The 24861-nt window shown below is 70.2% G+C and carries 21 protein-coding genes, 1 tRNA gene and 1 pseudogene; 8 read left to right on the top strand and 15 right to left on the bottom strand.

From position 1 onward, the window contains the following. The 7 genes and pseudogenes from AB0959_RS37650 to AB0959_RS37620 form a co-directional block, all read right to left on the bottom strand. Positions 1-452, bottom strand: a pseudogene (locus AB0959_RS37650) (restriction endonuclease); the annotation flags it as partial. Between the two features lie 223 nt (positions 453-675). Next, positions 676-2655, bottom strand: coding sequence for a Stk1 family PASTA domain-containing Ser/Thr kinase (gene pknB / locus AB0959_RS37645; protein ID WP_366831261.1), 1980 nt, complete (start codon positions 2653-2655; stop codon positions 676-678). A gap of 170 nt (positions 2656-2825) precedes the next feature. Then, on the bottom strand, positions 2826-4286 hold the full coding sequence (locus tag AB0959_RS37640) for a penicillin-binding transpeptidase domain-containing protein (protein ID WP_366831260.1): 1461 nt from the start codon (positions 4284-4286) through the stop codon (positions 2826-2828). Further along, entirely contained in the window at positions 4283-5722 is a 1440-nt protein-coding gene (locus tag AB0959_RS37635; RefSeq protein ID WP_366831259.1) for an FtsW/RodA/SpoVE family cell cycle protein, read from the bottom strand. Before AB0959_RS37635 ends, AB0959_RS37640 begins: the two co-directional genes overlap by 4 nt. Before the next feature lie 27 nt (positions 5723-5749). Continuing rightward, positions 5750-7306: a Stp1/IreP family PP2C-type Ser/Thr phosphatase gene (locus tag AB0959_RS37630; protein WP_366831267.1), complete on the bottom strand. Its 1557-nt coding sequence runs from the start codon at positions 7304-7306 to the stop codon at positions 5750-5752. 90 nt (positions 7307-7396) lie between these two features. After that, complete coding sequence (locus AB0959_RS37625) at positions 7397-7921, bottom strand: FHA domain-containing protein (RefSeq protein ID WP_366831258.1); 525 nt, start codon at positions 7919-7921, stop codon at positions 7397-7399. Positions 7922-7931: 10 nt separating this feature from the next. Next, the gene (locus AB0959_RS37620; protein WP_366831257.1) at positions 7932-8792 is read right to left on the bottom strand and encodes a DUF3662 and FHA domain-containing protein; all 861 of its coding nucleotides are present in this window, start codon (positions 8790-8792) and stop codon (positions 7932-7934) included. A gap of 612 nt (positions 8793-9404) precedes the next feature. Between AB0959_RS37620 and AB0959_RS37615 the strand changes: the two genes are divergently transcribed. Continuing rightward, a tRNA-Leu gene (locus AB0959_RS37615) sits at positions 9405-9488 on the top strand. Between the two features lie 266 nt (positions 9489-9754). Here the strand turns inward: AB0959_RS37615 and AB0959_RS37610 are convergent. After that, positions 9755-10408 (bottom strand): NAD(P)H-dependent oxidoreductase, encoded by a 654-nt coding sequence (locus AB0959_RS37610; protein ID WP_366831256.1) that lies wholly within the window; start codon positions 10406-10408, stop codon positions 9755-9757. 141 nt (positions 10409-10549) lie between these two features. Between AB0959_RS37610 and AB0959_RS37605 the strand changes: the two genes are divergently transcribed. The 4 genes from AB0959_RS37605 to AB0959_RS37590 all read left to right on the top strand — a co-directional run bounded on the left by AB0959_RS37605 (position 10550) and on the right by AB0959_RS37590 (position 14328). Beyond that, on the top strand, positions 10550-10918 hold the full coding sequence (locus AB0959_RS37605) for a helix-turn-helix domain-containing protein (RefSeq protein ID WP_366831255.1): 369 nt from the start codon (positions 10550-10552) through the stop codon (positions 10916-10918). Positions 10919-11064: 146 nt separating this feature from the next. Further along, the gene (locus AB0959_RS37600) at positions 11065-12495 is read left to right on the top strand and encodes a DUF2252 domain-containing protein (protein WP_366831254.1); all 1431 of its coding nucleotides are present in this window, start codon (positions 11065-11067) and stop codon (positions 12493-12495) included. Positions 12496-12930: 435 nt separating this feature from the next. After that, on the top strand, positions 12931-13791 hold the full coding sequence (locus AB0959_RS37595) for a hypothetical protein (protein ID WP_366831266.1): 861 nt from the start codon (positions 12931-12933) through the stop codon (positions 13789-13791). A 207-nt stretch (positions 13792-13998) separates the two neighbouring features. Continuing rightward, the gene (locus AB0959_RS37590) at positions 13999-14328 is read left to right on the top strand and encodes a rhodanese-like domain-containing protein (RefSeq protein WP_366831265.1); all 330 of its coding nucleotides are present in this window, start codon (positions 13999-14001) and stop codon (positions 14326-14328) included. Positions 14329-14462: 134 nt separating this feature from the next. Here the strand turns inward: AB0959_RS37590 and AB0959_RS37585 are convergent, their stop codons facing one another. From AB0959_RS37585 to paaA, 6 genes are all read right to left on the bottom strand, one after another. After that, a complete protein-coding gene (locus AB0959_RS37585; RefSeq protein ID WP_366831253.1) occupies positions 14463-15602 on the bottom strand; it encodes an acyl-CoA dehydrogenase family protein in 1140 nt (379 codons plus the stop codon). A gap of 165 nt (positions 15603-15767) precedes the next feature. Continuing rightward, positions 15768-16832: a 2Fe-2S iron-sulfur cluster-binding protein gene (locus AB0959_RS37580; RefSeq protein WP_366831252.1), complete on the bottom strand. Its 1065-nt coding sequence runs from the start codon at positions 16830-16832 to the stop codon at positions 15768-15770. Beyond that, the gene (paaD, locus tag AB0959_RS37575; protein WP_366831251.1) at positions 16832-17446 is read right to left on the bottom strand and encodes a 1,2-phenylacetyl-CoA epoxidase subunit PaaD; all 615 of its coding nucleotides are present in this window, start codon (positions 17444-17446) and stop codon (positions 16832-16834) included. The genes AB0959_RS37580 and paaD overlap by 1 nt, the downstream gene beginning before the upstream one ends. Beyond that, the gene (gene paaC, locus AB0959_RS37570; RefSeq protein WP_366831264.1) at positions 17440-18129 is read right to left on the bottom strand and encodes a 1,2-phenylacetyl-CoA epoxidase subunit PaaC; all 690 of its coding nucleotides are present in this window, start codon (positions 18127-18129) and stop codon (positions 17440-17442) included. Before paaC ends, paaD begins: the two co-directional genes overlap by 7 nt. A 128-nt stretch (positions 18130-18257) precedes the next feature. Beyond that, complete coding sequence (gene paaB / locus AB0959_RS37565) at positions 18258-18545, bottom strand: 1,2-phenylacetyl-CoA epoxidase subunit PaaB (RefSeq protein ID WP_366831250.1); 288 nt, start codon at positions 18543-18545, stop codon at positions 18258-18260. Next, positions 18542-19555 carry a 1,2-phenylacetyl-CoA epoxidase subunit PaaA gene (gene paaA, locus AB0959_RS37560; RefSeq protein WP_366831249.1) on the bottom strand — a complete coding sequence of 338 codons (1014 nt, stop codon included), beginning with the start codon at positions 19553-19555 and terminating at the stop codon, positions 18542-18544. Before paaA ends, paaB begins: the two co-directional genes overlap by 4 nt. Before the next feature lie 305 nt (positions 19556-19860). Here paaA and AB0959_RS37555 point away from each other — a divergent pair, with 305 nt between their 5' ends. From AB0959_RS37555 to AB0959_RS37545, 3 genes are read left to right on the top strand one after another with little or no spacing between them, the layout of a single operon-like run. Then, a complete protein-coding gene (locus AB0959_RS37555) occupies positions 19861-20940 on the top strand; it encodes a DUF5819 family protein (protein WP_366831248.1) in 1080 nt (359 codons plus the stop codon). After that, positions 20940-22217 (top strand): HTTM domain-containing protein, encoded by a 1278-nt coding sequence (locus AB0959_RS37550; protein ID WP_366831247.1) that lies wholly within the window; start codon positions 20940-20942, stop codon positions 22215-22217. Before AB0959_RS37555 ends, AB0959_RS37550 begins: the two co-directional genes overlap by 1 nt. Positions 22218-22234: 17 nt before the next feature. Continuing rightward, positions 22235-23008: a TrmH family RNA methyltransferase gene (locus AB0959_RS37545; RefSeq protein ID WP_366831263.1), complete on the top strand. Its 774-nt coding sequence runs from the start codon at positions 22235-22237 to the stop codon at positions 23006-23008. Here AB0959_RS37545 and paaN read toward each other — a convergent pair. Then, a complete protein-coding gene (gene paaN / locus AB0959_RS37540; protein WP_366831246.1) occupies positions 23005-24711 on the bottom strand; it encodes a phenylacetic acid degradation protein PaaN in 1707 nt (568 codons plus the stop codon). The two genes, AB0959_RS37545 and paaN, sit on opposite strands and share 4 nt — an antisense overlap. Positions 24712-24861: the final 150 nt, after the last annotated feature.

Raw genomic sequence — 24861 nt, 5'->3', positions numbered from 1 at the left:
ATGAGTTCGCGGCGGTGCTCGCCCGATGTCTCGATCAGGGCGTTGAACATCGGGACGACGGTTCTGCCGAGGATGTGGGTGATGCGTTGGTCGATACGGTCATCGAGTGAGGTGGCGTCGGTGTGGACCGCTCGGCGGGGCCAGAGGGCGAGGCTGGAGCGGGGTTGTGGATAACGCTCCGGATAGAGCTTCAGGTTGAAGCTCTTAAATTCCTGCAGCTCAGAGCCTCGCAGGACGTGCAGGCCGTTCACCTCGAGCTCGCCTCGGTGCCGTTGCAGCAGGCTGTTGATGGCGCGCTCGGCGACTTCGAAGTACGTGGCCACCATCGCGGTGGTCACGTGCAGGCCGTCCGGTAGGAGCGAGAGTGCTTTGACCTTGTCGAGCACGTCCGTCCGGTCCACCACGCTCTCGCGCAGGGCCTTCGACTCCAGTAGAGCCGCTTCGTTGAACACGGGCCCATCCCCTCTGCTGGTCTACGTGCGTAGAGGCTTTCGGTGACGGGGCGAAGACGTGATTCCCCACCCCATGCCTCCAACGAGCATGGAGTGGGCGAAGATACGGGCGGATCTCGTACTGAATGTCGGGTCGGTCGGGTGTGATCGGTGTGACAACGACGCAAGGGCCCTCGGTACCGCGCTCACGCGGTGCCGAGGGCCCTCTTGGCCTGGAGGTGGGTCAGCCCGTTCCGCCTCCGAAGAAGCCGCCTCCGCCGTTGTTGCCTCCGTTGTTGCCGCCCTGGTCCAGGGCCTGGACGGTCACCGCGGTGCCCTGGGGCACCTCGTTGTCGGCGCCGGGGTTCTGGGCGATGACGATGGCGTCGTCGTTCTGGGAACCCTGGATGTTCACCGACAGGCCCGCGTCCTCCAGGGCCTTCTTGGCGTCCTTCAGGCGCTGGCCGGTCACGTTCGGCACCTCCACCGTCTCCTGTTCGGCCTTCTTGCCGATCTGGATGGTCACCGTGGAGTTCTTGTCGACCTGCGTGTTGGCCGCCGGGGATGTCGCGATGACCTTGCCGACCAGGTTGTCGTCCTGGGTCTCGACCTCGGTGCAGGTGCCCGTGAGGTCGTTCTGCTCCATCTGCTGCTTGGCGGCGTCACAGGTCTGACCGGTGACGTCGGGGACCGTGGACTTGGCCTCTTCCTTGGCGATGGTGAGGGTGATGGTGGAGCCCTTCTCGCGCTCCGTGCCGGAGGTCGGGTCCTGCTCCAGGACCTGGCCCGGGTCCTCCGGGGACTCCTTCGCCTTCGTCTCGACCTTGAACTGGTACTTGTCGCTCTCGAGCGTCCTGCGGGCATCGTCGACGTCTTCACCGATGACGCTGGGCACGGCCACCTTGGGCGCACCCGTCGACACGACCAGGTTGATCGTGTCGCCCTTGTTCACCTTGGCATTGGGGCCCGGGTCCTGGGTGCAGACGTTGCCCCTCTGCTGGTCTTCGCAGGCCTTCTTCGTGATGGAGAGCTTAAGATCGACATTGCTGGCCATGCGCTTGGCCTCGTTCTGCGTACGGCTCACGAAGCTCGGCACGGTGACAGTGTCATCGCTCGCTTGGCCGCTGAAGGCCCACTTGCCGATCAGTATCGCGCCGACGAGGACCAGGACGCCCGCGACGACCAGCAGGACCGTCGAGGTGTTGTTCTTCTTCGGGCGGCGCCGGCCCTGGCGGTCGTCGTAGCCGAAGCCGCCGTCGTCCGGGTTCATCGGCGGCATCATCGTGGTGGCGCCCGCGTCCGTGGCGCGCAGGGCCGTCGTCGGCTGGTCGTCCGGGTAGGCGCCGTAGCCGACGGAGCCCATGGCCGCGGTGGCCGCGACGGGCTGGCCGTCGAGGCAGGCCTCGATGTCGGCGCGCATCTCGTCGGCGGACTGGTAGCGGTAGTCCGGGTCCTTGACCAGGGCCTTCAGTACGATCGCGTCCATCTCGGGCGTGATCTCGGGGTCGAAGACCGACGGGGGCTGGGCTTCTTCCCGTACGTGCTGGTAGGCCACGGCGACCGGGGAGTCGCCCACGAACGGCGGGCGGACCGTCAGCAGCTCGTAGAGCAGACAGCCGGTGGAGTACAGGTCGGATCTGGCGTCGACCTGCTCGCCCTTGGCCTGTTCCGGCGACAGGTACTGGGCGGTGCCGATGACGGCCGCGGTCTGGGTCATCGTCATGCCGGAGTCGCCCATGGCGCGGGCGATGCCGAAGTCCATCACCTTGACCTGACCGGTGCGCGTCAGCATGACGTTGGCCGGTTTGATGTCGCGGTGGACGATGCCGTTGCGGTGGGCGTACTCCAGGCCCTGGAGGATGCCGATGGTCATCTCCATGGAGCGCTCCGGCAGCAGTTTGCGGCCGCTGTGGAGAAGCTCACGGAGCGTGGAGCCGTCGACGTACTCCATGACGATGTACGGGATCGAGACCCCGTCGATGTAGTCCTCGCCCGTGTCGTAGACCGCGACGATCGCGGGGTGGTTGAGCGAGGCGGCCGACTGGGCCTCCCGGCGGAACCGGGCCTGGAAGGTGGGGTCGCGCGCGAGGTCCGCTCGCAGCGTCTTCACCGCCACGGTGCGGCCGAGGCGGGTGTCATGTGCGAGGTAGACCTCTGCCATGCCACCACGACCGAGCACCTGGCCCAGCTCGTACCGGCCGCCGAGGCGACGCGGCTCTTCCATAGCTTCCTACCAGCCCTCTCCGTCGGTCCCGACCGCACCCACGTGTGGTCCGGCGGTGTGCTGTCCGGGCATACGGTACCCGGCTCGCTCTGCGTGACCTGGTGGGTCGCGTCACTCGATACAGGACCGGTATCGCAACGTGCACTGTTGCGAAGGCGACGTGACAGGGGTCACTTCTTGCTGTCGATCACTGCCTTCATCACGTTCTTTGCGATGGGACCGGCGAGACCACCACCCGTGATGTCGTCACGGTTGGCGCTGCCGTCCTCGACGACGACGGCCACGGCGACGGGCGAGCTGCCGTCGCTGGTCTTGGCGTATGAGATGAACCACGCGTACGGCTTCTCGCTGTTGTTGAGGCCGTGCTGGGCGGTACCGGTCTTGCCGCCGACGGTGACGCCGGGGATCTGTGCCTTGGTGCCGGTACCGGACTTGACGACGGTCTCCATCATGGCCTGCAGCTCCTGCGCGGTGTCCCCGGAGACGGCCTGTGAGAGCTCCTCCGGCTCGTGCGTCTCGATGACGTCGAGGTTGGAGGCGCGCAGCTGGTCCACCATGTACGGCTTCATCAGCTTGCCGTCGTTGGCGATCGCGGAGGAGACCATGGCCATCTGCAGCGGGGTGGCGCGGTTGGAGGCCTGTCCGATGCCGTCCATGGCGTTCTGCGGCCGGTTGTCCTTGGGGTAGACGCTCTCGGCGGCGCGGACGGGAATGTCGAGCTCGGACTCGTTGAAGCCGAACTTGTCGGCCTGCTCGATCATCTTCTCGTTGCCGACCTTGTCACTGAGGTTGGCGAAGACGGTGTTGCAGGAGACCTCGAGCGCGTCGCGCAGGGTGGCGTTCTCGCAGTCGCCGTGCTCGTTGGTGAGGGGGGTCGTGGAGTCGGGCAGCGGGTACGGGTCCGGGGTGTCGGTGCGCTCGTCGATGCCGTTGACCACGCCGTTCTCCAGCGCGGCGGCCGCGGTGACCACCTTGAAGGTCGAGCCGGGCGGGTACGTCTCGCGCAGCGCCCGGTTCAGCATCGGCTTGTCTTTGTTCTTCTCCAGCTTCTGGAAGGTCTCGCCGTCCTTCGAGCTGACGCCGGCGAAGGAGCTGGGGTCGTACGACGGGGTGGAGGCGAGGGCGAGGATCGCGCCGGTGGACGGGTCGATCGCGGCGACGGCGCCCTTCTTGTCGCCCAGCCCCTCGAAGGCCGCCTTCTGCGCGGCGGCGTTGAGGGTGGTGACGACGCTGCCGCCCTCCTTCTTCTTGCCCGTGACCATGTCGAGGGTGTTGCGGAAGAAGAGCCGGTCGTCGTTGCCGGTGAGGATGCCGTCCTCGAGGTTCTCCAGCTGGGTGGCGCCGACGGCCTGGGAGGCGTACCCGGTGACGGGCGCCCACATCTCGCCGTTCTTCCAGGTGCGCTTGTACTTGAAGTCGGTTCCCTCGGTGGCGACGGATCCGGTGATGGCCTTGCCGTCGACGATGATGTTGCCGCGGGGGGTGGCGTAGCGCTCGATGGAGACGCGGCGGTTCTCCTCGCGGGTCTGCAAGGAGTCCGCGTTGACGTACTGGATCCAGTTGTCGCGGATGAGCAGTGCGAGGACGAGGAGCCCGCAGAAGAGCGCGATGCGGCGCAGAGGCTTGTTCACGGTCGGACCACCTGGGTCATCTCGGCGTCGGGGTTGGCGGCGGGAGCGGGCGCAGGGCGGCGGGCCGTGTCACTGATGCGGATCAGGATGCCGATCAGCCCCCAGTTCGCGATCACGGAGGAACCACCGGCTGCGAGCCACGGCATGGTCATACCGGTCAGGGGGATCAGGCCCATGACGCCGCCTGCGACGACGAAGACCTGCAGGGCGAAGGCGCCGGACAGGCCGATCGCGAAGAGCTTGCCGAAGGGGTCGCGGGCGGCCAGCGCGGTGCGTACGCCGCGCTCGATGATCAGGCCGTACAGCAGGAGGAAGGCCATGACGCCGGCCAGGCCCAGTTCCTCACCGACGGTGGAGAAGATGAAGTCGGAGTTGGCGGCGAAGCCGATGAGGTCGGAGTTGCCCTGGCCGAGTCCGGTGCCCATGACGCCGCCGGACCCGAAGGCCATGATCGACTGGCCGATCTGGTTGCAGGCGTCGGAGTCCTGGTAGCAGCTCCAGGGGTCGAGCCAGGCGTTGACACGGGCCTGGACGTGGCCGGCGAACGAGGTCACTCCGACGGCGCCGGCGGCGGACATCAGCAGGCCGATCACGATCCAGCTGGTGCGCTCGGTGGCGACGTACAGCATGATCACGAACATGCCGAAGAACAGCAGCGACGAACCGAGGTCGTTCTCGAAGACGAGGATGAGCAGGCTGACGACCCAGATGGTGATGATCGGGCCGAGGTCGCGGCCGCGGGGGAGGTAGAGGCCCATGAAGCGGCGGCTGGCCAGTGCCAGCGCGTCGCGCTTCACCATGAGGTAGCCGGAGAAGAAGACCACGATGATGATCTTCGCGAACTCTCCGGGCTGGATCGTGCCCGCGCCGGGGATCCTGATCCAGATCTTGGCGCCGAAGGTGTTGGCTCCGAGGCCGGGTACCAGTGGCAGGAGCAGCAGCACGATGGCGACGGCCATCGAGATGTAGGTGTAGCGCTGCAGGATGCGGTGGTCCTTGAGGAAGACGAGCACCGCGACGAACAGCGCGAGACCGGCGGCCGCGAACATCAGCTGTTTCGGGGCGGACGGGGTGAAGACCCCGTAGACGTTCTTGGCCAGCTGTTGCAGCCGCTCCGACTGGTCCAGCCGCCAGATGAGCACCAGCCCGAGCCCGTTGAGCAGTGTGGCCAGTGGCAGCAGCAGCGGGTCCGCGTAGGCCGCGAACTTTCTGACGACCAGGTGACCCACGCCCGCCAGCGCGCCGAGCCCGAGCCCGTATCCGAGCAGGCCGGCCGGGACCTCGTCGTTGATGGCGAGGCCCACGTTGGCGTAGGCGAACACCGGGATGACCACGGCGAACACCAGTAGCGCGAGCTCGGTGTTGCGGCGGCTCGGTGCGCCGATGGCGCCGATCGTGGACGTGTGGTGCGTCGGTGAGTTGGTAGTACTGCTCATCTTGTGACGAGGCCCCTCACGGCTTGCCTACTGCTTCCCGCACAGCGAGACCAGCTTCTGCTCCTCCTCGGAGAGGCTGGGGCCGGGTGTGGGTGTCGGTGTGGGTGATGGCGTCGCTGACCCCGATGGCTTCGACGTCGGCGACGGTGATGCCTTTGACGTGAGGGAGGACCGAGTGGTTCCCGTGACCCCTCCGGCCTCGCCCTCGCCCGTCTTTGAGTTATTACGGCTCTCGGCCTCGCGGCGCTCAGCGTCCTTCTTGCACGCGGACGCCTGGGTGGCGAGCTCGTCGAGCTTCGTCTGGGCGTCCTTCAGGCCGCCTTCGGCGATGGTGGCCTTGACCTGGTTCTGCTGGTACGGCGGCAGGTACTTGAGTTCGATCTCGGGGTGGTCCTTCTCGACCTTCGAGAGCGAGACCCAGGCCAGGTCCTGGCTGATGCCGCGGTAGAGCGCGACGTGGCTCTCGTTGGCGCCGACGTAGTACTGGGTCTGCGTCCACCGGTAGCCGCCGTAGCCGCCGCCGCCGATCACGGCGAGGGCGAGCAGCGAGTAGAACGATCTCTTCAGCCACTTGCGCTTCTTGCGCGGCTTGACGAAGTCGTCGTCCGAGTAGGAGCCGAAGCTGTCGGAGGGGGCGTAGTCGGTGGTGTCGCCGGAGCCGGGCGGGCCGAACTCGCCGCCGCCCTGTCCGGGTACCTGGCGGCCCAGGCTGGCGGCGCGGCCGGCCGGGGTCTGCATGGCGCCGTTGTCGTGCAGCTGGTTCTGGTTCTCGGCGACCGCGCCCACCACGACGGGGGTGTCGGTGAGCTGGGCGGCGAGGGTGTCGCCGGCGTCGATGTCGAGGACGTCGGCCACGATGACCGTGATGTTGTCGGGGCCGCCGCCGCGCAGGGCGAGCTGGATCAGTTCCTGCACGGTCTCCTGCGGGCCCTGGTAGCTGGCGAGGGTGTCCTCCATCGTCTGGTGGGACACGACGCCGCTGAGGCCGTCGGAGCAGATCAGGTAGCGGTCGCCGGCGCGGACCTCGCGGATGGAGAGGTCGGGCTCGACGTGGTCGCCGCTGCCCAGCGCGCGCATCAGCAGGGAGCGCTGCGGGTGGGTGGTGGCTTCCTCTTCGGTGATGCGGCCCTCGTCGACGAGGCGCTGCACCCAGGTGTGGTCCTGCGTGATCTGGGTGAGGACGCCGTCCCGGAGGAGGTAGGCGCGGGAGTCGCCGACGTGGACGAGGCCGAGGCGCTGTCCGGTCCACAGCAGGGCGGTCAGGGTGGTGCCCATGCCCTCGAGCTGGGGGTCCTCCTCGACCATGGCGCGCAGCTGGTCGTTGGCGCGCTGCACGGCGGTGCCCAGCGAGGTGAGGATGTCGGAGCCGGGGATGTCGTCGTCGAGGGCGACGATGGTGGAGATCACCTCGGAGGAGGCCACCTCACCGGCGGCCTGGCCGCCCATGCCGTCGGCGATCGCGAGCAGGCGCGGTCCCGCGTAACCCGAGTCCTCGTTGCCCTCGCGGATCATGCCTTTGTGCGATCCGGCGGCGAAGCGCAGTGACAGACTCATGCGCACCTCGCCCGTCGGCTCCGGGTACATCCGCACGGTGCCCACCCTCCGGTCGGGAGCGCGCCGGGGCCCGGAGTGTGGGCCGCCGTTGCGTGCTCGCTCCGCTCGCTCATTGTCGTACTACTTCCGCAGCTCGATGACGGTTTTGCCGATGCGGATCGGCGCGCCCAGCGGAATCGGCGTGGGAGTCGTCAGTCGGTTCCGGTCGAGGTACGTGCCGTTGGTGGAGCCGAGGTCCTCGACGATCCACTGGCCGTCACGGTCCGGGTAGATCCTGGCATGCCTGCTGGAGGCGTAGTCGTCGTCCAGCACGATCGTGCTGTCGTGGGCGCGGCCCAGGGTGATGGTCTGCCCCTGCAGAGCGACCGTCGTGCCCGTGAGGGTGCCCTCGGACACGACGAGCTTGGTGGGGGCGCCGCGGCGCTGGCGGCCACCGCCGCCGCTGGCGGCGGACTGCTGGCCGCGCTGCTGCGGGGGTGCCTGGCGCGCGGCCTGCTGCGGCCGCGCGCTCTCACGCCTGGACCCGCGCTGGGTGACGCGCGTACCGAACAGGTCGCTGCGGATGACCTGCACGGCCACGATCACGAACAGCCACAGTACGGCCAGGAAACCCAGCCGCATGACCGTGAGGGTCAGCTCTGACATTGCCCCCGCTTCACCCTTCGGCTTGCCGGTAAATGATGGTGGTGCTGCCCACGACGATCCGCGAGCCGTCGCGGAGCGTAGCGCGGGTGGTGTGCTGCCCGTCCACCACGATGCCGTTGGTGGACCCGAGATCCTGGATCGTCGAGGGCGTTCCGGTCCGGATCTCGCAGTGCCGGCGGGACACGCCGGGGTCGTCGATCCGCACGTCGGCTTCGGTGCTGCGGCCCAGCACCAGCGTCGCGCGGGAGATCTGATGGCGGGTGCCGTTGATCTCGATCCAGTGGCGTGTGCGTCCGCCCGCCGAGGGGGCGGGCCGCTGGCCGTAGGGTGCGGCGCCGGTGCGGCCGCCGGGCGGCGGCGCGGACGGCATGGGGGGAGCGCCCGCGGGCGCGGCGGCCGGCGGGTAGCCGTAGCCGCCTTGGCCGCCACCGCCACCTCCGCCGCCCGCTCCGGGACGTCCGCCGGCGGGGGCGGACGCGGGGGCCTGCTGGCTGCTGGAGGAGGCGAGCGTACGACTGCGCACCCGGTACAGGCCGGTGTCGAGGTCGTCTGCCTTCTCCAGGTGGACCTTGATGGGGCCCATGAAGGTGTAGCGCTGCTGCTTGGCGTAGTCCCGCACCATGCCGGCGAGCTCGTCGCCGAGCTGGCCGGAGTAGGGGCTGAGGCGCTCGTAGTCCGGCGTGCTCAGCTCCACGATGAAGTCGTTGGGGACGACGGTCCTGTCGCGGTTCCAGATGGTCGCGTTGTTGTCGCACTCCCGCTGGAGCGCGCCGGCGATCTCGACCGGCTGGACCTCGGACTTGAACACCTTGGCGAAGGTGCCGTTGACCAGACCTTCGAGGCGTTGCTCGAACTTCTTCAGGACTCCCATGGGGCACCTCCTCCGTCGTTGCCGTCCTGCATCCTGCGTCCGTACTGCTTACTGATCGTATCCACGCGCCGGGAAATCGGCTGGTTCCCCCTGTCGGCCCGGTCGACGGGTGTCGACGCCCACTGAAGTCCTCTGCCGGATTCCCTCTGGAGCACCCCTTCGAACTCTTCCTGCCGTACTCCCGCCGTGGTTTCTGCCAAGGATCGTAGAGGGGGTGCGTGACCAGTGTCCCGCACCTGGCTGTCGACCCTGTCCGCCTCGTGGGGAGATGGCCAGGACCGGTACGAGGTTGATACGTGAACCGGGACACGTTGATACACGCGTAGATGTGTGGCGCTGCACACGGACGCACGGTCGGCGCTCAGGGCGATGCGGGGCGCGGGGCGGTGCGGGATTGTGGGGAGAGGGAGGCGGGAGCGGTGTGCGGTGGGAGGCGAGGGCGGGCGTCGCCGCCCTGACGTGGGGCGGGGATTCGCCTTGGTGGTGGCCGGGAATCCGGCCATGCGGGGGCCTGGACAAGTGATGTGAACCCACCGCATCCAGCGTGCTAATGTTCTGGATGTCGGAAGGCGCCGGCGCCGCAAGGAGCAGGAGCCCGAGGACACACCCAATGCGCGGGTGGCGGAATAGGCAGACGCGCTGGATTCAGGTTCCAGTGCCCGCAAGGGCGTGGGGGTTCAACTCCCCCCTCGCGCACAGCGAAGAACCGATGGAACGGGTCTTCACCAGAGACGAAAGTCCTGGTGGGGGCCCGTTTCTCGTTGTGTGTGCTGTTCGAGGTGTGGGGTGTTTGAGGTGTGAGGCATCGCACGGTCCGAGCCGTCGTGCGTCAGGGCCCTGGCCGTGACAAACCTCACGGTCAGGGCCCTGCGTTTGTGCGGTGCGCGTTTCTCTGACCGGGTCGCCTCGCGGCCCGGGGGGGGGCGGGTGCGGGTAACCGGGTGCGGGTAACCGGGTGCGGGTTACGCCGCCAGGCGCTCCGCGAGGGTCTTGGCCTTGACGGTGGCTTCTTCCAGGGCCTGGGCGCGGGAGGCCTCTGCGAGCGGGATCAGTTCGGCCATCTCGGGGTTGGACGCGGCCAACGTCAACTCGGGGACGATGAAGTCGACGTCCAGTTCGAGCGTGTCCTTGAGGACGGCCTCCAGGTAGTTCTGCACGTACTCGTACGGCTCGCGCGGGGTGCCCGGCGCGTAGGAGCCGCCGCGGCTGGCGATGACCGTGGCCGGGGTGCCCTTGATCTTCGAGTTCTCGGCGCGGGCCGTGCGGCCCATGAGGATCACGTTGTCCAGCCACGCCTTGAGGGTCGAGGGGATCGCGAAGTTGTACATGGGGGCGCCGATCAGGACCGCGTCCGCGCTCTCCAGCTCCTCGATGAGCCGGACGCGCTCGGCGAAGGCCGCCGCCTGCTCAGGTGTGTGCGCGGCCGGATCGGCGAAGCCGGCGGTGAACGAGTCGGCCGAGATGTGCGGGACCGGATCCACGGAGAGGTCGCGGTAGATCACCGTGCCCTCCGGGTGCTGCTCCTGCCATGTCCTGCGGAAGGTGTCCGCCACGGTGCGGGACGCGGAGGCGCCGACGGGGAACACGGAGGAGTCCAGGTGCAGAAGGGTGGCCATGGGGTTCTCCAATGTCTCTGAAGTCTGTGGTGGTGTGCTGCGCTGCGCTGCCCAGCGCTACTGCACTTTTGTACTCGACTATGAATAACATAGCTACTTACTTTTTTTCATCTGCTTGAGGAGGGCCAGTACCCTGGACCCATGGCGGAGCAGCAGGAGGAGCACGGCCCCGAGGCGTGCCGACGGGTCGACGACGGCATCACCCGTGTCTTCCAAGTGCTCGGAAAGCGCTGGACCGGACCGATCGTGTCCGTGCTGATGCCGCACCCCGCGCACTTCTCCGACCTGCGCCGGGCGATCCCGGGCATCAGCGAGCGCATGCTCTCCGACCGCCTCACGGAACTCGGCTCGGCCGGGCTGGTCGTGCGCGAGGTGGACGAAGGGCCGCCGCTGCGGGTGACGTACCGGCTCACCGAGGCAGGGGCCGCGCTGGAACCGGCGCTCAAGGAGCTCAAAGGGTGGGCGGCGACGCATCTGCCGGAGGGCGCGCTGCGCAAGGGAGGCTGCTGAGGGCCCGGGGCGGGGCCCGGCCCCGGGGCTCTGCCTGCCCACCGTTTGTCCACAGCTGTGGAGTTGTCCACAGGGTCTGACGCGTTTCTGCCGGTGGTTGTACGGTCGTCCCGAGTTGATGTTCGTGCGCGGGGGAGGCGGTCGGAATGACCGAGGTCGGTGCGGTGCCTCAGGCACAGGCGGCTGCCGGGGCGAGGGTGCCCTGGGTGCGTGGTTTCGCGCGGTGGCCCGTGGAGGGCGGCTCGCCCAAGGACGAGGGGAAGGCGCTGCGCGCGCGGGTGCGGCGCGGCGCGCACGCGGAGCTGACCCTCGACGCCGGCCGGCCGGACGCGGCGGCCACGGTCGAGGAGTCCAACCACGGCCGGCTCCCCGAGCTCACACCGATACGGGTCGGCAGGATGGCCGCGACTCCCTTCGCGTTCCTGCGCGGATCGGCCGGCCTCATGGCGTACGACCTCGCGCGCACGCCCGTCACCGGTATCGGCGCCCAGATCTGCGGTGACGCGCACGCGGCGAACTTCGGCCTGTACGCGGACGCGCGCGGCGGACTGGTCATCGACCTGAACGACTTCGACGAGACCGTGCACGGCCCCTGGGAGTGGGACCTCAAGCGACTCGCCACCTCGCTCGTCCTCGCGGGCCGGGAGGCGGGCGCCGACGAGGACAAGTGCCGCAAGGCGGCGCACGACACGGTGGGTGCGTACCGCCGCACCGTGCGCCTGCTGGCCAAGCTTCCGGTGCTGGACGCGTGGAACGCCATCGCGGACGAGGAACTGGTCTCCCACACAGACGCCCACGACCTGCTCGGCACGCTGGAGCGGGTGTCGGAGAAGGCGCGGGCGAACACGAGCGGGCGGTTCGCGGCGAAGTCCACGCAGGTGCTGGAGGACGGCAGTCGTCGGTTCGTGGACGCCGCGCCCGTGCTGCGCAGTGTGCCGGACCAGGAGGCCGCGGCGGTGGTGGCGTCCCTGGAGGAGTACCTGACGACGCTGTCCGAGGACCGCCTGCCGCTCCTTGCCCGGTACGCGGCGCACGACGTCGCCTTCCGCGTGGTCGGTACGGGCAGTGTGGGCACCCGCTCCTACGTCGTCCTCCTGCTGGACCACCGGGGCGAGCCGCTGGTCCTCCAGGTCAAGGAGGCCCGTCCCTCGGCGCTGTTGCCGCATCTGGCGACGGCCGGCTTCGAGGCCCCGGAGGCGCCCCACGAAGGCCGCCGGGTGGTTCTCGGACAGAAGCGGATGCAGGTCGTCAGCGACATCCTGCTCGGCTGGACCTCGGTCGACGGACGGCCCTTCCAGGTACGGCAGTTCCGCAACCGCAAGGGCAGCGTCGACCCGGCGGCCCTCGCCGCCGACCAGATAGACGACTACGCCCGCATGACGGGCGCCCTTCTGGCCCGCGCCCACACCCACACCGCCGACCCGCGGCTCCTCGCCGGTTACTGCGGCAAGAGCGAGGAGCTGGACGAGGCCATCGCGTCGTTCGCGGTCACGTACGCGGACCGTACGGAAGCCGACCACACCTCGTTGGTGGCTGCTGTCAGGGCCGGGCGGATCGAGGCGGAACCGGGAGTGTGACGGGACCGGCGGCGCACGGCGGGGCATGGCGGGGCTGAGGGTGTGGGCGGGGCCTGCCTCCAGGCCTTGCCTCCGGGCCCTGTCTCCGGGGCCTGTCTCCGGGGCTGGGCGGGGCGGTGATCCTCGGTGGGGCGTCGGGCCGTGGCCTACGCTGGTCGGGTGACGAGCCCGGAAGCCGATCAGTCCCAGTCCGTGCCCCAAGCAGGAGGCCGCCCGCAGGAGCAGGCGGCAGCGCCCGCTGAGGTGCCGTCCGGTGCTGCCGAGGGGGCCGGGGAACCGGTCGACGCAGCCGATCAGTACGGGGAGAGCGGTGACCGCTCCGGCGAGGGGCAGACCGCGTCCACGGACGGCGTGGGCTCCGGCGATCACTCCGGCGGCTCCGAGACGATCTCCGAGGCGATTTCCGATGCGCCTTCCGATGCGCCTTCCGAGGCGATCGCGGATGACCAGGGCGGCTCAGGCACGACTGCGGGCGAGTCCGGCGAGGCCGAGGCGAGCGGCCCCGACGAGTCCGGCGGGGCCGCGCGGCCTGAGGAGCGGCTGGAGCGGGCCGTGCGCGCGGCCGAGCAGGCGTTGATCGAGTACGAGATCGCCGTCGAGACCTTCCGGGTCGAGGTGGAGAACTTCTCGCGGCTGCACCACCAGAAGCTCGGACCGATGTACGCGCGGCTCGACGAGCTGGACGCGCAGATCGCCGAGGCGCGGGCCGCCCGCACCGGTGCCCCGGAGGACATCCGCGCCGCTCAGGAAGCCCGCGCGAGGGTCATGCCCATGCCCGGGGTCGAGGAGCTGTTCCACGGCTGGATGGACTCGGACGGGCTGTTCCCGGAAGCGGCGGCGATGCTCACGGACCAGCCGGTACGTCCCCCGGAGCGAGTGCGCCCCAGCGAGGAGGCCCGCAAGCTCTACCGCGAACTCGTCCGCAAGGCCCACCCCGACCTGGCGCAGGACGACAGCGAGCGCAAGCGGCGCGACGAGTTCATCGCCCGGGTCAACGCGGCGTACGGCCGGGGCGACGAGACGCTGCTGCGGGAGCTCTCCGAGGAGTGGGACGCGGGTCCCGTCCCCGAGGAGCGCAGGCCGAGCCGCAGCGAGGAGCTCTACGCGCGCCTCGAATGGCTCGCCCAGCGCAAGGAGATGCTCAGCCTGGTCGCCCGGGAGCTGGAGGAGGGTGCGATCGGTGCGATGCTGCGCCTGGCGCCGGACGACCCCGACCGCCTGCTCGACGAGATCGCCGAACAGCTCCTCGCCCAGGTCGCCGAACGTGAGGCGGAACTGACCGGGCTGCTCGGCTAGCCGGAGCTACGGGCCTTCGGGCCTTCGGGCCTTCGGGCCTTCGGGCCTTCGGGCCTTCGGGCCTTCGGGCCTTCGGGCCTTCGGGCCCTCGGGCGCGGGCTACGCGGGTGCGCTGGCCAACACCGACGTCGTTGTGGTCGGTCCGCTCGGCCGCACCGTCTTCCTCGTCGGTCGGGTAGCGTCGGGTCCATGCATTTCGGAGCTGGTGTGCCCACGGTCGAGGTCGCGGGCCTCGCGGACGGTGACTTTCTGCTGGACGTCCGTGAGGACGACGAGTGGCAGGCGGGTCACGCCGAGGGAGCGCTGCACATTCCCATCAGCGAGTTCGTGGCCCGTTACGGCGAGTTCACCGAGGCGGCACCGCAGGACGGGCCCGTCCATGTGATCTGCCGCAGCGGCGGACGCTCGGCCCAGGTCACGATGTACCTGGTCCAGCAGGGCATCGACGCCGTGAACGTCGACGGCGGCATGCAGATCTGGGCGGCCAGCGGACGTGCGGTCGTCGACGCCAAGGGACAGCCCGGCTTCGTGCTGTAGTCACAGGCCGGGGAGTTCAGGTCGGGGCCGGCCCGGGGCACCAGGCAGGCCAGGCCAGGCCAGGCCGGGCCGGGTCACCAGGCAGGCCAGGCCAGGCCGGGCCGGGTCAGGCCGGGCGGGGAACAGGGGCGGCGTCATCCGAGAGGGTGCGTCGCCAGCAGGTCGCCCAGGGTCTCCTCGTGGGCCGCCGCCGGGCCGAGGGACAACTCCAGCTGCTTGGCCCAGGCGTGGTACCGGTGGAGCGGGTAGTCGGTGTCGGCGCCGAAGCCGCCGTGCAGGTGCTGTGCCGTCTGCACGACCCGGCGAACGCCCTCCGACGCCCAGATCTTGGCCACGGCCACGTCCCCGGCCAACGGCAGTGCGCCCCCCGCCCCCGAACCGACGCGCCACGCCGCCTGCCACAGTGTCGCCTCCATCGCGCGCAGGTCGATGTAGCGGTCCGCCGCCTGCACCGCGACGGCCTGGAACGTGGCGATCGGGAACCCGAACTGCTCCCGCTTCCCCGTGTAGTCGCTCGTCATGCCGAGCACGCCCTCGCCCAGACCGAGCGCCAGCGCGCACGTCCCGGTGGCCAGCAGCGCACGCAGCCACTCCCACGCCCCGTCGGCGTCGAGGACGTCCCGCGCGGAGAGCCTCACGGACTCCAGGCACAGCTCGCCGAGCCGCTCACCCGACGTCGAGACCTGCTCCGAGAGCACGACTCCCTCGTGCACCCGGGGCACGAGCGCGAGCACGGTGCGTCCGTCCGCCGGGGTATGGGCCGGGACGAGGACGAAGTCGGCGTTGTGCGCCCAGGGCACCGCCGTCTGCACTCCCTCCAGGACCCAGGTCCCGTCGCCCTCGCGTCGCGCGGTCACGGCGAGCTCGGCCGGGTCGTGGCCGGTCCGGCCGTTCGCCGCGACGGTCAGCACCGTCTCGCCGCGGCCCGCCCGCGCCAGCAGCCCGGCCTTCAACTCCTCGCTCCCGTGCGCCTGTACGGCCACCGCGGCGGCCGTGCTCTCCAGCAACGGCACTCGTGCCAGCACCTTCGCCGACTCGCGCAGCACCAGGCACAGCGCGACGCTGTCCAGCCCCGCCCCGCCGTACTCCGGCTCCAGCAGCAGGCTCAGCAGGTCCGCGCCGGCGAGCTTCGCCCACAACGCGCGGTCGAAGTCGTCGGCCACGGCACCCGGAGTGAGCGCCGGGCTGGGCACCCCGTCCGGAGCGACCCCGGCGAACACCGCCTTCGCCGCCTCGACCGCCGCCTGCTGCTCCTCGGTGAAGGTGAAATCCACGGTCCTGTCCCCTTCCGCACGCCGCCGACCGACGAATTCCGCACGACGCCGTCCGACGATCGAACCCGCGCCCTGACCCACGCGCCCATGCCTGACGGGGCGTCAAGATAGAACAGGTTCTAGAAGAAGGGAATGTCCAGGGACCGTTCAGGCAACGGCCCTCGCTCAGCGGTCGAAGTCCAGCTCCACCTTCTCCGTCGCCGGATGGGACTGGCACGCGAGCACGTATCCGGCCTCGGTCTCCTCCGGCTCCAGCGCGAAGTTGCGGTCCATCCGCACTTCGCCCGCCACCAGGAAGGCCCGGCAGGTTCCGCACACGCCGCCCTTGCAGGCGTAGGGCGCGTCGGGGCGGTTGCGCAGCACGGTCTCCAGCAGCGATTCTCCGTCCCGCACCGGCCAGGTCCCGCCACGGCCGTCGAGCCGGACGGTCACCGAACTGTGCGCGGGGGTCGGCGAGACGGAGACCGGTGCGGCTCCGGCGTCCACGTGGAAGATCTCCTCGTGGATCCGGGCCCGCTCCACCGCGAGCCCGCGCAGTGCCCGCTCCGCCCCCTGCACCAGGCCGAACGGCCCGCACAGGAACCACCCCGCCACCCTTTCCACCGGCAGCAGTGCCGGCAGCAGCCCCTGCAGCCGCTCCTGGTCGAGTCGCCCGGACGGCAGCCCCGCCTGCTGCTCCTCCCGGGAGAGCACCGTCACCAGCTGGAACCGCTCGGGGAACCGGTCCTTGAGGTCGGCGACCTCCTCCAGGAACATCGTCGAGGCCGACGTCCTGTCGCCGCGTATGAGGCAGAACCGCGCCTTGGGCTCCCGTGCCAGCAGCGTCGTCACGATCGACAGCACCGGGGTGATGCCGCTGCCGCCGACGATCGCCGCGTACTGTCCGGGCGCGGGCTCCAGCGTGAAGCGGCCCGCCGGTGTCATGACCTCCACCTCGTCGCCCGCGATGATCTCCTTCAGCGCGTAGGCGGAGAAGGCGCCGCCCTCGACCAGCCGCACCCCTACCCGCAGTGTCCGGGGACCGTCGGTGCCGGGTGCCGGGGCCGGGGAGCAGATCGAGTACGTACGGCGGATCTCCGTACCGTCGACCCTGCGGCGCAGGGCGAGATGCTGGCCTGGAGAGTGCCGGTACTCCGAGCGGAGCTCCGGCGGCACGGCGAAGGTGAGGGCCACGGAGTCGTCGGTCAGCCGGTCGACCGCCGTCACCCGGAGTGTGTGGAAGCGGGCCATCACAACTCCTTGAAGTGGTCGAACGGTTCACGACAGTCCAGACAGCGCCGCAGCGCCTTGCACGCGGTGGACGAGAAACGGCTCAGCAGCTCCGTGTCGGCCGAACCGCAGTGCGGGCAGCGCACGGGGTCCCGGTCCGGCGTATCCGTTCCCCGTGTACCCGTGCCTCGCGTATCCGGGCTCCGCGTATCCGTGCCTCGTGTATCTGCGTCCAGCGTGGTCGTGCGGGTGGGGCCGAAGGCCAGCGGGACCGGTCCGGGGGCCCGGCCCGTCCGTGGGGGCGCTATCCCGAACTCACGCAGCTTGCGGCGGCCTTCGGGCGAGATGTCGTCCGTGGACCAGGGCGGGGTGAGCACCGTGTGGACGGACACCTCCCGGATGCCGTGCTCGTGCAGCACCCGTTCTATGTCGAGGGACATCGCCTCGACGGCCGGGCAGCCCGTGTACGTCGGGGTCAGCTCGACCTCGACCGAGTCCGCCGAGAGGACGTGGACCGCGCGCACCACGCCCAGCTCCTCCAGGGTGAGCACGGGCAGCTCGGGGTCGGGCACGGAGCCGGCCAGTCTGAGCAACTCCGCCTCGAGGGAGGGCGCGGGCGTCGGCGAGGTCACCATGACGCCCCCGGATGACTGCGGTGCAGATGCTGCATCTCGGCGAGCATCCGACCGAAGGGCTCGGTATGCAGGCCCTGCCGTCCGGCGCCCGCGCTCCAGCCACCCGACTGCGGCCCTTCGGGAACGTCCAGCGTCGCGCGGCGCAGGACGGTGGAAACGGATTCCAGCCAGGCGGCCCGGATCTCGTCCCAGTCGACGTCGAGGCCCGTCACCGGCTGGAACATCTCGCCGGTGAACCGCCACAGCGCCTGGCAGGCCCCATGCATCCGCTCGTGGCTGGCGGGGGTGCCATCGCCGAGCCGCAGGGTCCACTGCTCGGCGTGGTCCTGGTGGTAGGACACCTCCTTGACCGCCTTGGCGGCCAGCCCGGCGAACTCCCCGTCCCCGGCGGCCAACTGCGCGTAGAGGAGCCGCTGGTAGGTGGAGAAGTACAGCTGGCGGACGATCGTGTGCGCGAAGTCGCCGTTGGGCTGTTCGACGAGCTGCAGATTGCGGAAGGCGCGCTCCTCGCGCAGAAAGGCCAGCTCGTCCTCGTCCCCGGCCATCGACAGCAGCACCCTGGCCTGGCCCAGCAGATCCAGCGCGATGTTGGCGAGGGCCACTTCCTCCTCCAGGACCGGGGCGTGGCCCGCCCACTCCCCCAGACGGTGCGAGAGCACCAGCGCGTCGTCGCCGAGGGCCAGGGCCGCGGTGCGGGGGACCGGTCGGCGGGCCTGACGTCTCTCGGTCGGTCTGTCGGTCGGTCCCCCGGCCAGTGCGTTGGCCGGTGCGTTGGCCGCTTCCGGGGTCTTTGGCCTCTTCGTCGTCTCCGTCACAGGTGCTTCACCCCCTCCGGGATCTCGTAGAACGTCGGGTGTCGGTACGGCTTGTCGGCGGCCGGTTCGAAGAACGGGTCCTTCTCGTCCGGCGACGAGGCCGTGATGGCGGTGGAGGGGACGACCCAGATGGAGACGCCCTCGCCGCGCCGGGTGTACAGGTCGCGTGCGTTGCGCAGGGCCAGCTCGGCGTCCGGGGCGTGCAGGCTGCCGGCGTGGGTGTGCGAGAGCCCGCGCCGCGAGCGGACGAAGACCTCCCACAGAGGCCAGTCACTGGTGGTCATGCCGCCGCCTCCCCGTCCTTGGCCGTGTGCTTCTCGGCGTACGCCGCGGCCGCTTCCCGTACCCAGGCGCCCTCGTCGTGGGCTCGTCTGCGCTGGGTGATCCGCTGTTCGTTGCACGGGCCGTTGCCCTTGAGGACCTCGCGGAACTCCGTCCAGTCGATCTCGCCGAAGTCGTGGTGCCCCCGCTCCTCGTTCCACCTCAGGTCCGGGTCGGGGAGCGTGAGGCCGAGGGACTCGGCCTGGGGAACGCAGATGTCCACGAAGCGCTGGCGCAGCTCGTCGTTCGAATGGCGCTTGATCTTCCAGGTCATCGACTGCGCGGAGTGCTGCGACTCGTCGTCGGGCGGACCGAACATCATCAGGGACGGCCACCACCAGCGGTTCACCGCGTCCTGCGCCATCTCGTGCTGTTCGGGGGTGCCGTGGCTGAGGGCCAGCAGCAGCTCGTACCCCTGGCGCTGGTGGAAGGACTCCTCCTTGCAGATGCGGACCATCGCGCGTGCGTACGGCCCGTAGGAGCAGCGGCAGAGCGGCACCTGGTTGGTGATCGCGGCGCCGTCCACCAGCCAGCCGATGGCGCCGACGTCCGCCCAGGTGAGCGTCGGGTAGTTGAAGATCGATGAGTACTTCTGGCGGCCGTTGTGCAGCTTGTCGAGCAGCTCGTCGCGGCTGGTGCCGAGGGTCTCCGCCGCGCTGTACAGATACAGCCCGTGGCCGGCCTCGTCCTGGACCTTGGCCATGAGGATCGCCTTGCGGCGCAGGGAGGGTGCCCGCGTGATCCAGTTGGCCTCCGGCTGCATGCCGATGATCTCGGAGTGGGCGTGCTGGGCGATCTGCCGGACGAGAGTGGCGCGGTAGGCGTCGGGCATCCAGTCCCGCGGCTCGATGCGCTCGTCTGCCGCCACTGCCGCGTCGAACGCCGCCTCGTACGCCGCCACCGCGAGTGCGGTCTCGTCCGCCGGGTCGCCCTCCTCCGGCGTCCGGGCAATCCGGTGCGCTGCTGTCGCCATCGGTCCCCTCGACCTTCCACTCGCTCCCGACCGATCGTTCGGTCCGCTCGGTTCAATGGTGGGTCGAGCCCCCGTAAGGTGTCAACCGCTGTGGATAACTCATGGCCGCCGGTATGACTGGTGTGCTGATGCGACCGCTGTGACCGGTGTGGCTGCGCCGGGCGGGTCGGCCTGAGTACCGTTCCGGTTGCGAACACCGCGGTGCGGCGCCCGTGGCCGGTCGAGGGAGCACGCTCTCGGCCAGGCGGGACGACAACGGACCGGGAGACGGGCAAGAGGACCGGAACATCGGGAATCGGGGCGGAATGGACGCGTACGACGAGGGCTCGAACGCCCCGCACGGGCCGAACGCGCCCGACGATCCCGCCCCGGACGCTGCCGCCGTGTCTGACGCAGGCCTCGCTTCGGATCCTGCCATCGCATCTGACGCAGGCATCGCGTCGGATCCTGCCGCCGCGTCGGATCCTGCCTCCGCTTCGGGCCCTGCCTCCGCTTCGGGCCCTGCCTCCGCTTCGGGCCCTGCCTCCGCTTCGGGCCCTGCCTCGGCCTCAGGCTCTGACACCGGTGCCCGGCCCGCCACCGCCACCGCCCCCGCCATCCCGGCGCAGGGCGGCCCGGTGGAGCCCGAACACGTTCCCGTCGGCGGCAGCGAAATCCACAGTGGCATCGGCACCGTGAGCACCGGCACCGTGAGCGTCGGCACCGGCACGGACGGCGCCCCCGTCGAGCCCCCCGAACGCGTCGGCATAACCATGCTGTCCCTCCCCTACCAGATCGTCGCCGCCCTCGCGCTGGCCGTCGTCGCGGTGGCCGCCTGTGTGCACCTCGGGATGGTGTTCCTGCACGTGGCGCCCTCGAACACGGTCACCAAGAAGCACGGCCGGGCGATCGACGAGTGGGTCTACCCGGAGTTCGAGCAGAACTGGAAGCTGTTCGCGCCCAACCCGCTGCAGCAGAACATCTCGGTGCAGGTGCGCGCCGAGATCCGTGCCGCGGACGGGAGCATCGTCACCACCGGCTGGTACGACCTGTCCGCGCTGGACGGTGCCGCGATCGACGGCAGCCTCCTGCCGAGCCACACCCGCCAGAACGAACTGCGCCGGGCCTGGGATTTCTACGTCGCCTCGCACGACAACGAGAACCGGCCCGCGGGCCAGCGCGGCGATCTGGCCGAGCGTTATCTGCGCCGGATCGTCGTGCTGCGCCTCGAACGCGAGAACGCGGCCGGGCCCGGCGGTCGCGTCCACAGCGTGCAGGTACGCTCCCGCACCACCAACGTGCCGCCGCCGGAGTGGAGCGGGGAGCAGGTCTCCGACAAGCCCATCGTCCGCGAGCTGCCCTGGTGGAAGGTCAGTGAACGGGACCGGACGGAGGCGGGCGCGTGATGAGCCGGACCGCCGCCGCGATCGGACGCGGCATCACCCGGATCACGGACGCGGCGCTGGGCCCGTACCAGACCGCTGTCGTGCGCATCGGGTTCTCCGCCACCTGGCTGCTGTTCCTGCTGCGCGAGTTCCCGCACCGGCGGGAGATGTACGGGCCCGACGCGCCGTGGAGCTGGGACCTCGCCCAGCAGCTCATCGCGGGCAACCACGCCTTCACGGTCCTGATGTGGTCCGACAGTCAGGTGTGGTTCGAGATCGTCTACGCCGTGGCCGTGCTCTCCGGCGTTCTGCTGCTTCTGGGCTGGCGTACCCGCACCATGAGCGTGCTCTTCATGGTGGGCGTCCTGTCGCTGCAGAACCGCAGCATCTTCATGGGGGACGGCGGCGACAACGTCATCCACCTGATGGCGATCTACCTCGTCTTCACCCGCTGCGGAGTGGTGTGGTCCCTGGACGCGCGCAGGGCGAGGCTCGTGCGGGAGGCACGCGCGCGTGGAGAGTGGATACGTCCGGACCGGGTGGGGCCCGCCCTGTGGGGTGTGCTCGGGCTCCTGCTGGCGGCGGCCACGGCCGTCGGCAAGATCGAAGGTGGGTTGCTGGGTGGCTGGCTGACGTTCTTCTGGGGCCTGTGGGCCGCGCAGGCCCTGTGGTGGGCCGTCGGACGCCACGCGGGCACCGGGCAGCCCCGCGTCCTGCTCGACCTCGTGGCCAACCTCACGCACAACGCGGCCCTGCTCGTGATCATGGCCGAGGCGTGCCTGATCTACGCGACCGCCGGCTGGTACAAGATCCAGGGCTCGCGCTGGCAGGACGGCACCGCGGTGTACTACCCGCTCCACCTGGACTACTTCTCCCCGTGGCCCGCCCTGTCCGACCTGCTGGCGGCGAACGGCACGCTGGTGATGCTGGTGACGTACGGGACGGTCATCGTGCAGGTCGCCTTCCCGTTCACGCTCTTCAACCGGCGCGTCAAGAACGTCCTGCTGGCGCTGATGATCACCGAGCACGCCGTGATCGCCGTAGTCCTGGGGCTGCCGTTCTTCTCCCTCGCGATGATCGCCGCAGACTCCGTGTTCCTGCCGACCTCCTTCCTGCGGCGCCTGGGCGACGGGGCGGCACGCGCGCGGGGGAGACTGCTGCCGGACAGACTGCTGCGGGGCCAGCGCCTGCGGGGCAGGCTGCTTCCGGGACACGACAGTGTGTCGCCGCGCCCGGGCAGGCAGCGGCCCGGCGCCCCGGAGACGGCCGAGGAGCCGCACGTAGGCTTCACGGCATGAACGATCCGGTCCGTGCCATGGACGATCCGGTACGTGTGTGGCGGCGGCTCGCCGACACCTCCGTCCTGCTCGACGGTTTCCACGCCCTCAAGCACGCGGTCCGTTTCCGGGCCGAGGTCCCGGTGGCCGTCACGACGGACCGGCACGCCGCGCTGGCGCTCGCCGACGAGCTGGCTCCCGACGTGCGGGACATCCTCGACGCCCTCCTGGCCGAGGTCCCCGAGGCGGCCTACGCGACCCTCGTCGCACGCCCGCATCCCACCGAGGTGGCCGCCCTGGCCGTACGACCGTCGCGGGCGGCCAATCTGCGGGCGCTGGCCCACAGCCACCGCACCGCTCCGGTCGTCGTCCTCGACAATCCGCGCAACCTCGGCAACGCCGGAGCGGTGATCCGTCTCGCGGCGGGATTCGGGGCTGCGGGGGTGGTCACCACCGGCACCCTCGACCCCTGGCACCCCACGGTCGTCCGCGGTGGGGCCGGACTGCACTTCGCCACCGCCGTGGAGCGGCTGGAGGTGGAGGAACTGCCGCCCGGCCCGGTGTTCGCGCTGGACCCGGAGGGCGACGACATCCGCGGGGTCAAGCTCCCCGACGACGCCGTGCTCGCCTTCGGCTCGGAGCGCAGCGGTCTGTCCGCCGCCCTGCGGGCCCGCGCCGATCACCTGGTGTCCCTGCCGATGCGCCCCCAGGTCTCCAGCTACAACCTCGCGACCAGTGTGGCCATGACGCTGTTCCACTGGAGCGCCACCGGGGGCGCGCCGGCCGACTCAGGAAACGCCCCCGGTTCCTAGGCCTCCCGGCGTACCTCTACGACCCGGAAGCGGTTGGCGACGAACGCTCCGTCGCACAGCGCCGCGTTGGCCGCCGGGTTGCCGCCCGAGCCGTGGAAGTCCGAGAAGGCGGCCGTCTGGTTGACGTACACCCCGCCGGTGAGGTTGAGGGACAGCTGGGCGCACTCCTCCAGACAGGCCTCCTCGATCGACGCGGCGACCTCGTCCGAGGTGGTGTACGCGCCGACCGTCATCGCGCCCTTCTCGCCGACGGTCCGCCGCAGCAGCTGCACCGCGTCCGCCGCCGAGTCGACGGCCACCGCGAAGGAGACCGGGCCGAAGCACTCGCTGAGGTAGGCGGTCTCGTCGTCGGCGCCCTCCCAGTACTTCCGTGCGCCGTCGAGCTTGACGATGACCGGGGTGCGGACCGTCGCCTTCGGGAACTCCGGGTTGGCGACCTCGCGTGAGGCGAGGGCGACTTCGCCGAGCCCGGAGGCGGCCTCCAGGCGAGCCTGCACGTCCGGGTTCACGATGGCCCCGAGGAGGGCGTTCGCGCGCGCGTCGTCGCCCAGGAGGCCTCCGACGGACTTCGCGAGGTCGGCGACCACCTCGTCGTACGACTTGGGACCTGCGTCCGTGGTGATGCCGTCGCGGGGGATCAGCAGGTTCTGCGGGGTCGTGCACATCTGGCCGCTGTACAGGGACAGGGAGAAGGCCAGGTTGGCGAGCATCCCCTTGTAGTTGTCGGTGGACTCCACGATCACCGTGTTGACGCCGGCCTTCTCCGTGTAGACCTGCGCCTGGCGGGCGTTGGCCTCCAGCCAGTCGCCGAAGGCCGTGGAGCCCGTGTAGTCGATGATCCGGATCTCCGGGCGCACGGCCAGGGTCTTGGCGATGCCCTCGCCGGGGCGCTCGGCGGCGAGCGCCACCAGGTTGGCGTCGAAGCCCGCCTCGGCGAGGACCTCGCGGGCGACCTGCACGGTGAGCGCGAGCGGCAGGACCGCGCGCGGGTGGGGCTTGACCAGGACCGCGTTACCGGTGGCCAGGGACGCGAACAGGCCCGGGTAGCCGTTCCACGTCGGGAAGGTGTTGCAGCCGATCAGGAGCGCGATGCCGCGCGGGACCGGGGTGAACCGCTTGTCCAGGGCGAGCGGGTCACGTTTGCCCTGGGGCTTGGTCCACTCCGCGGCGTCGGGGGTACGGACCTGCTCCGCGTACGCGTACGCCACCGCCTCCAGGCCGCGGTCCTGGGCGTGCGGGCCGCCCGCCTGGAACGCCATCATGAAGGCCTGTCCGGATGTGTGCATGACCGCGTGCGCGAACTCGTGGGTGCGGTCGCTGATCCGCTTGAGGATCTCCAGGCACACCATGGCGCGCGCCTCCGCGCCCGCGTCGCGCCACGCGCGCTGCCCGGCCTTCATGGCGGGCAGCAGTACGTCGATGTCCGCGTGCGGGTACGTGACGCCCAGCTCGATGCCGAAGGGGGACAGCTCGCCGCCCACCCAGTCGTCCGTGCCGGGCTGGTCGATGGTCACGCGGTCGCCCAGGAGGGCCTCGAAGGCGGCCTTGCCCTCTTCGGCGCTCAGGCTGCCGTTCTCGCCGTAGGCCTTCGGGTGCTCGGGGTGCGGGGACCAGTACGCGCGCGTGCGGATCGCTTCCAGCGCCTGGTCGAGGGTGGGCCGGTGCTTGGCGATCAGCTCGTGCGCGGTCAGTTCGGCGGCCATGCGGGACCAACTCCTCGTCTCAAGAACTCTTCGTTGAGCTCTGACCTGGGCAGAAACAGGCGGACACCTGGGCAGAAACGTGCTGACAGAGTTAGAGTAACCGAACGATCGGTCGGGACAAGGGGGACCGCCGCATCTGTGGACAACCCC

The organism is Streptomyces sp. NPDC046862 (assembly GCF_040704615.1).
Lineage (GTDB): Bacteria > Actinomycetota > Actinomycetes > Streptomycetales > Streptomycetaceae > Streptomyces.
The sequence above is the reverse complement of the archived record's forward strand: the minus strand, read 5'-3'. Positions and strand labels throughout refer to the sequence as shown.

What these genes read in the sequence shown, in the direction of transcription:
- AB0959_RS37555 (WP_366831248.1), top strand. Translation starts at nt 19,861, where the DNA reads ATGGACGCGTACGACGAGGGCTCGAACGCCCCGCACGGGCCGAACGCG.
- AB0959_RS37600 (WP_366831254.1), top strand. Translation starts at nt 11,065, where the DNA reads ATGACCGAGGTCGGTGCGGTGCCTCAGGCACAGGCGGCTGCCGGGGCG.
- AB0959_RS37630 (WP_366831267.1), bottom strand. Translation starts at nt 7,306, where the DNA reads ATGTACCCGGAGCCGACGGGCGAGGTGCGCATGAGTCTGTCACTGCGC.
- paaD (WP_366831251.1), bottom strand. Translation starts at nt 17,446, where the DNA reads ATGGTGACCTCGCCGACGCCCGCGCCCTCCCTCGAGGCGGAGTTGCTC.
- pknB (WP_366831261.1), bottom strand. Translation starts at nt 2,655, where the DNA reads ATGGAAGAGCCGCGTCGCCTCGGCGGCCGGTACGAGCTGGGCCAGGTG.
- AB0959_RS37545 (WP_366831263.1), top strand. Translation starts at nt 22,235, where the DNA reads ATGGACGATCCGGTACGTGTGTGGCGGCGGCTCGCCGACACCTCCGTC.
- AB0959_RS37620 (WP_366831257.1), bottom strand. Translation starts at nt 8,792, where the DNA reads ATGGGAGTCCTGAAGAAGTTCGAGCAACGCCTCGAAGGTCTGGTCAAC.
- AB0959_RS37605 (WP_366831255.1), top strand. Translation starts at nt 10,550, where the DNA reads ATGGCGGAGCAGCAGGAGGAGCACGGCCCCGAGGCGTGCCGACGGGTC.
- AB0959_RS37550 (WP_366831247.1), top strand. Translation starts at nt 20,940, where the DNA reads ATGAGCCGGACCGCCGCCGCGATCGGACGCGGCATCACCCGGATCACG.
- AB0959_RS37635 (WP_366831259.1), bottom strand. Translation starts at nt 5,722, where the DNA reads ATGAGCAGTACTACCAACTCACCGACGCACCACACGTCCACGATCGGC.
- paaN (WP_366831246.1), bottom strand. Translation starts at nt 24,711, where the DNA reads ATGGCCGCCGAACTGACCGCGCACGAGCTGATCGCCAAGCACCGGCCC.
- paaB (WP_366831250.1), bottom strand. Translation starts at nt 18,545, where the DNA reads ATGACCACCAGTGACTGGCCTCTGTGGGAGGTCTTCGTCCGCTCGCGG.
- AB0959_RS37610 (WP_366831256.1), bottom strand. Translation starts at nt 10,408, where the DNA reads ATGGCCACCCTTCTGCACCTGGACTCCTCCGTGTTCCCCGTCGGCGCC.
- paaA (WP_366831249.1), bottom strand. Translation starts at nt 19,555, where the DNA reads ATGGCGACAGCAGCGCACCGGATTGCCCGGACGCCGGAGGAGGGCGAC.
- AB0959_RS37625 (WP_366831258.1), bottom strand. Translation starts at nt 7,921, where the DNA reads ATGTCAGAGCTGACCCTCACGGTCATGCGGCTGGGTTTCCTGGCCGTA.
- AB0959_RS37580 (WP_366831252.1), bottom strand. Translation starts at nt 16,832, where the DNA reads ATGGCCCGCTTCCACACACTCCGGGTGACGGCGGTCGACCGGCTGACC.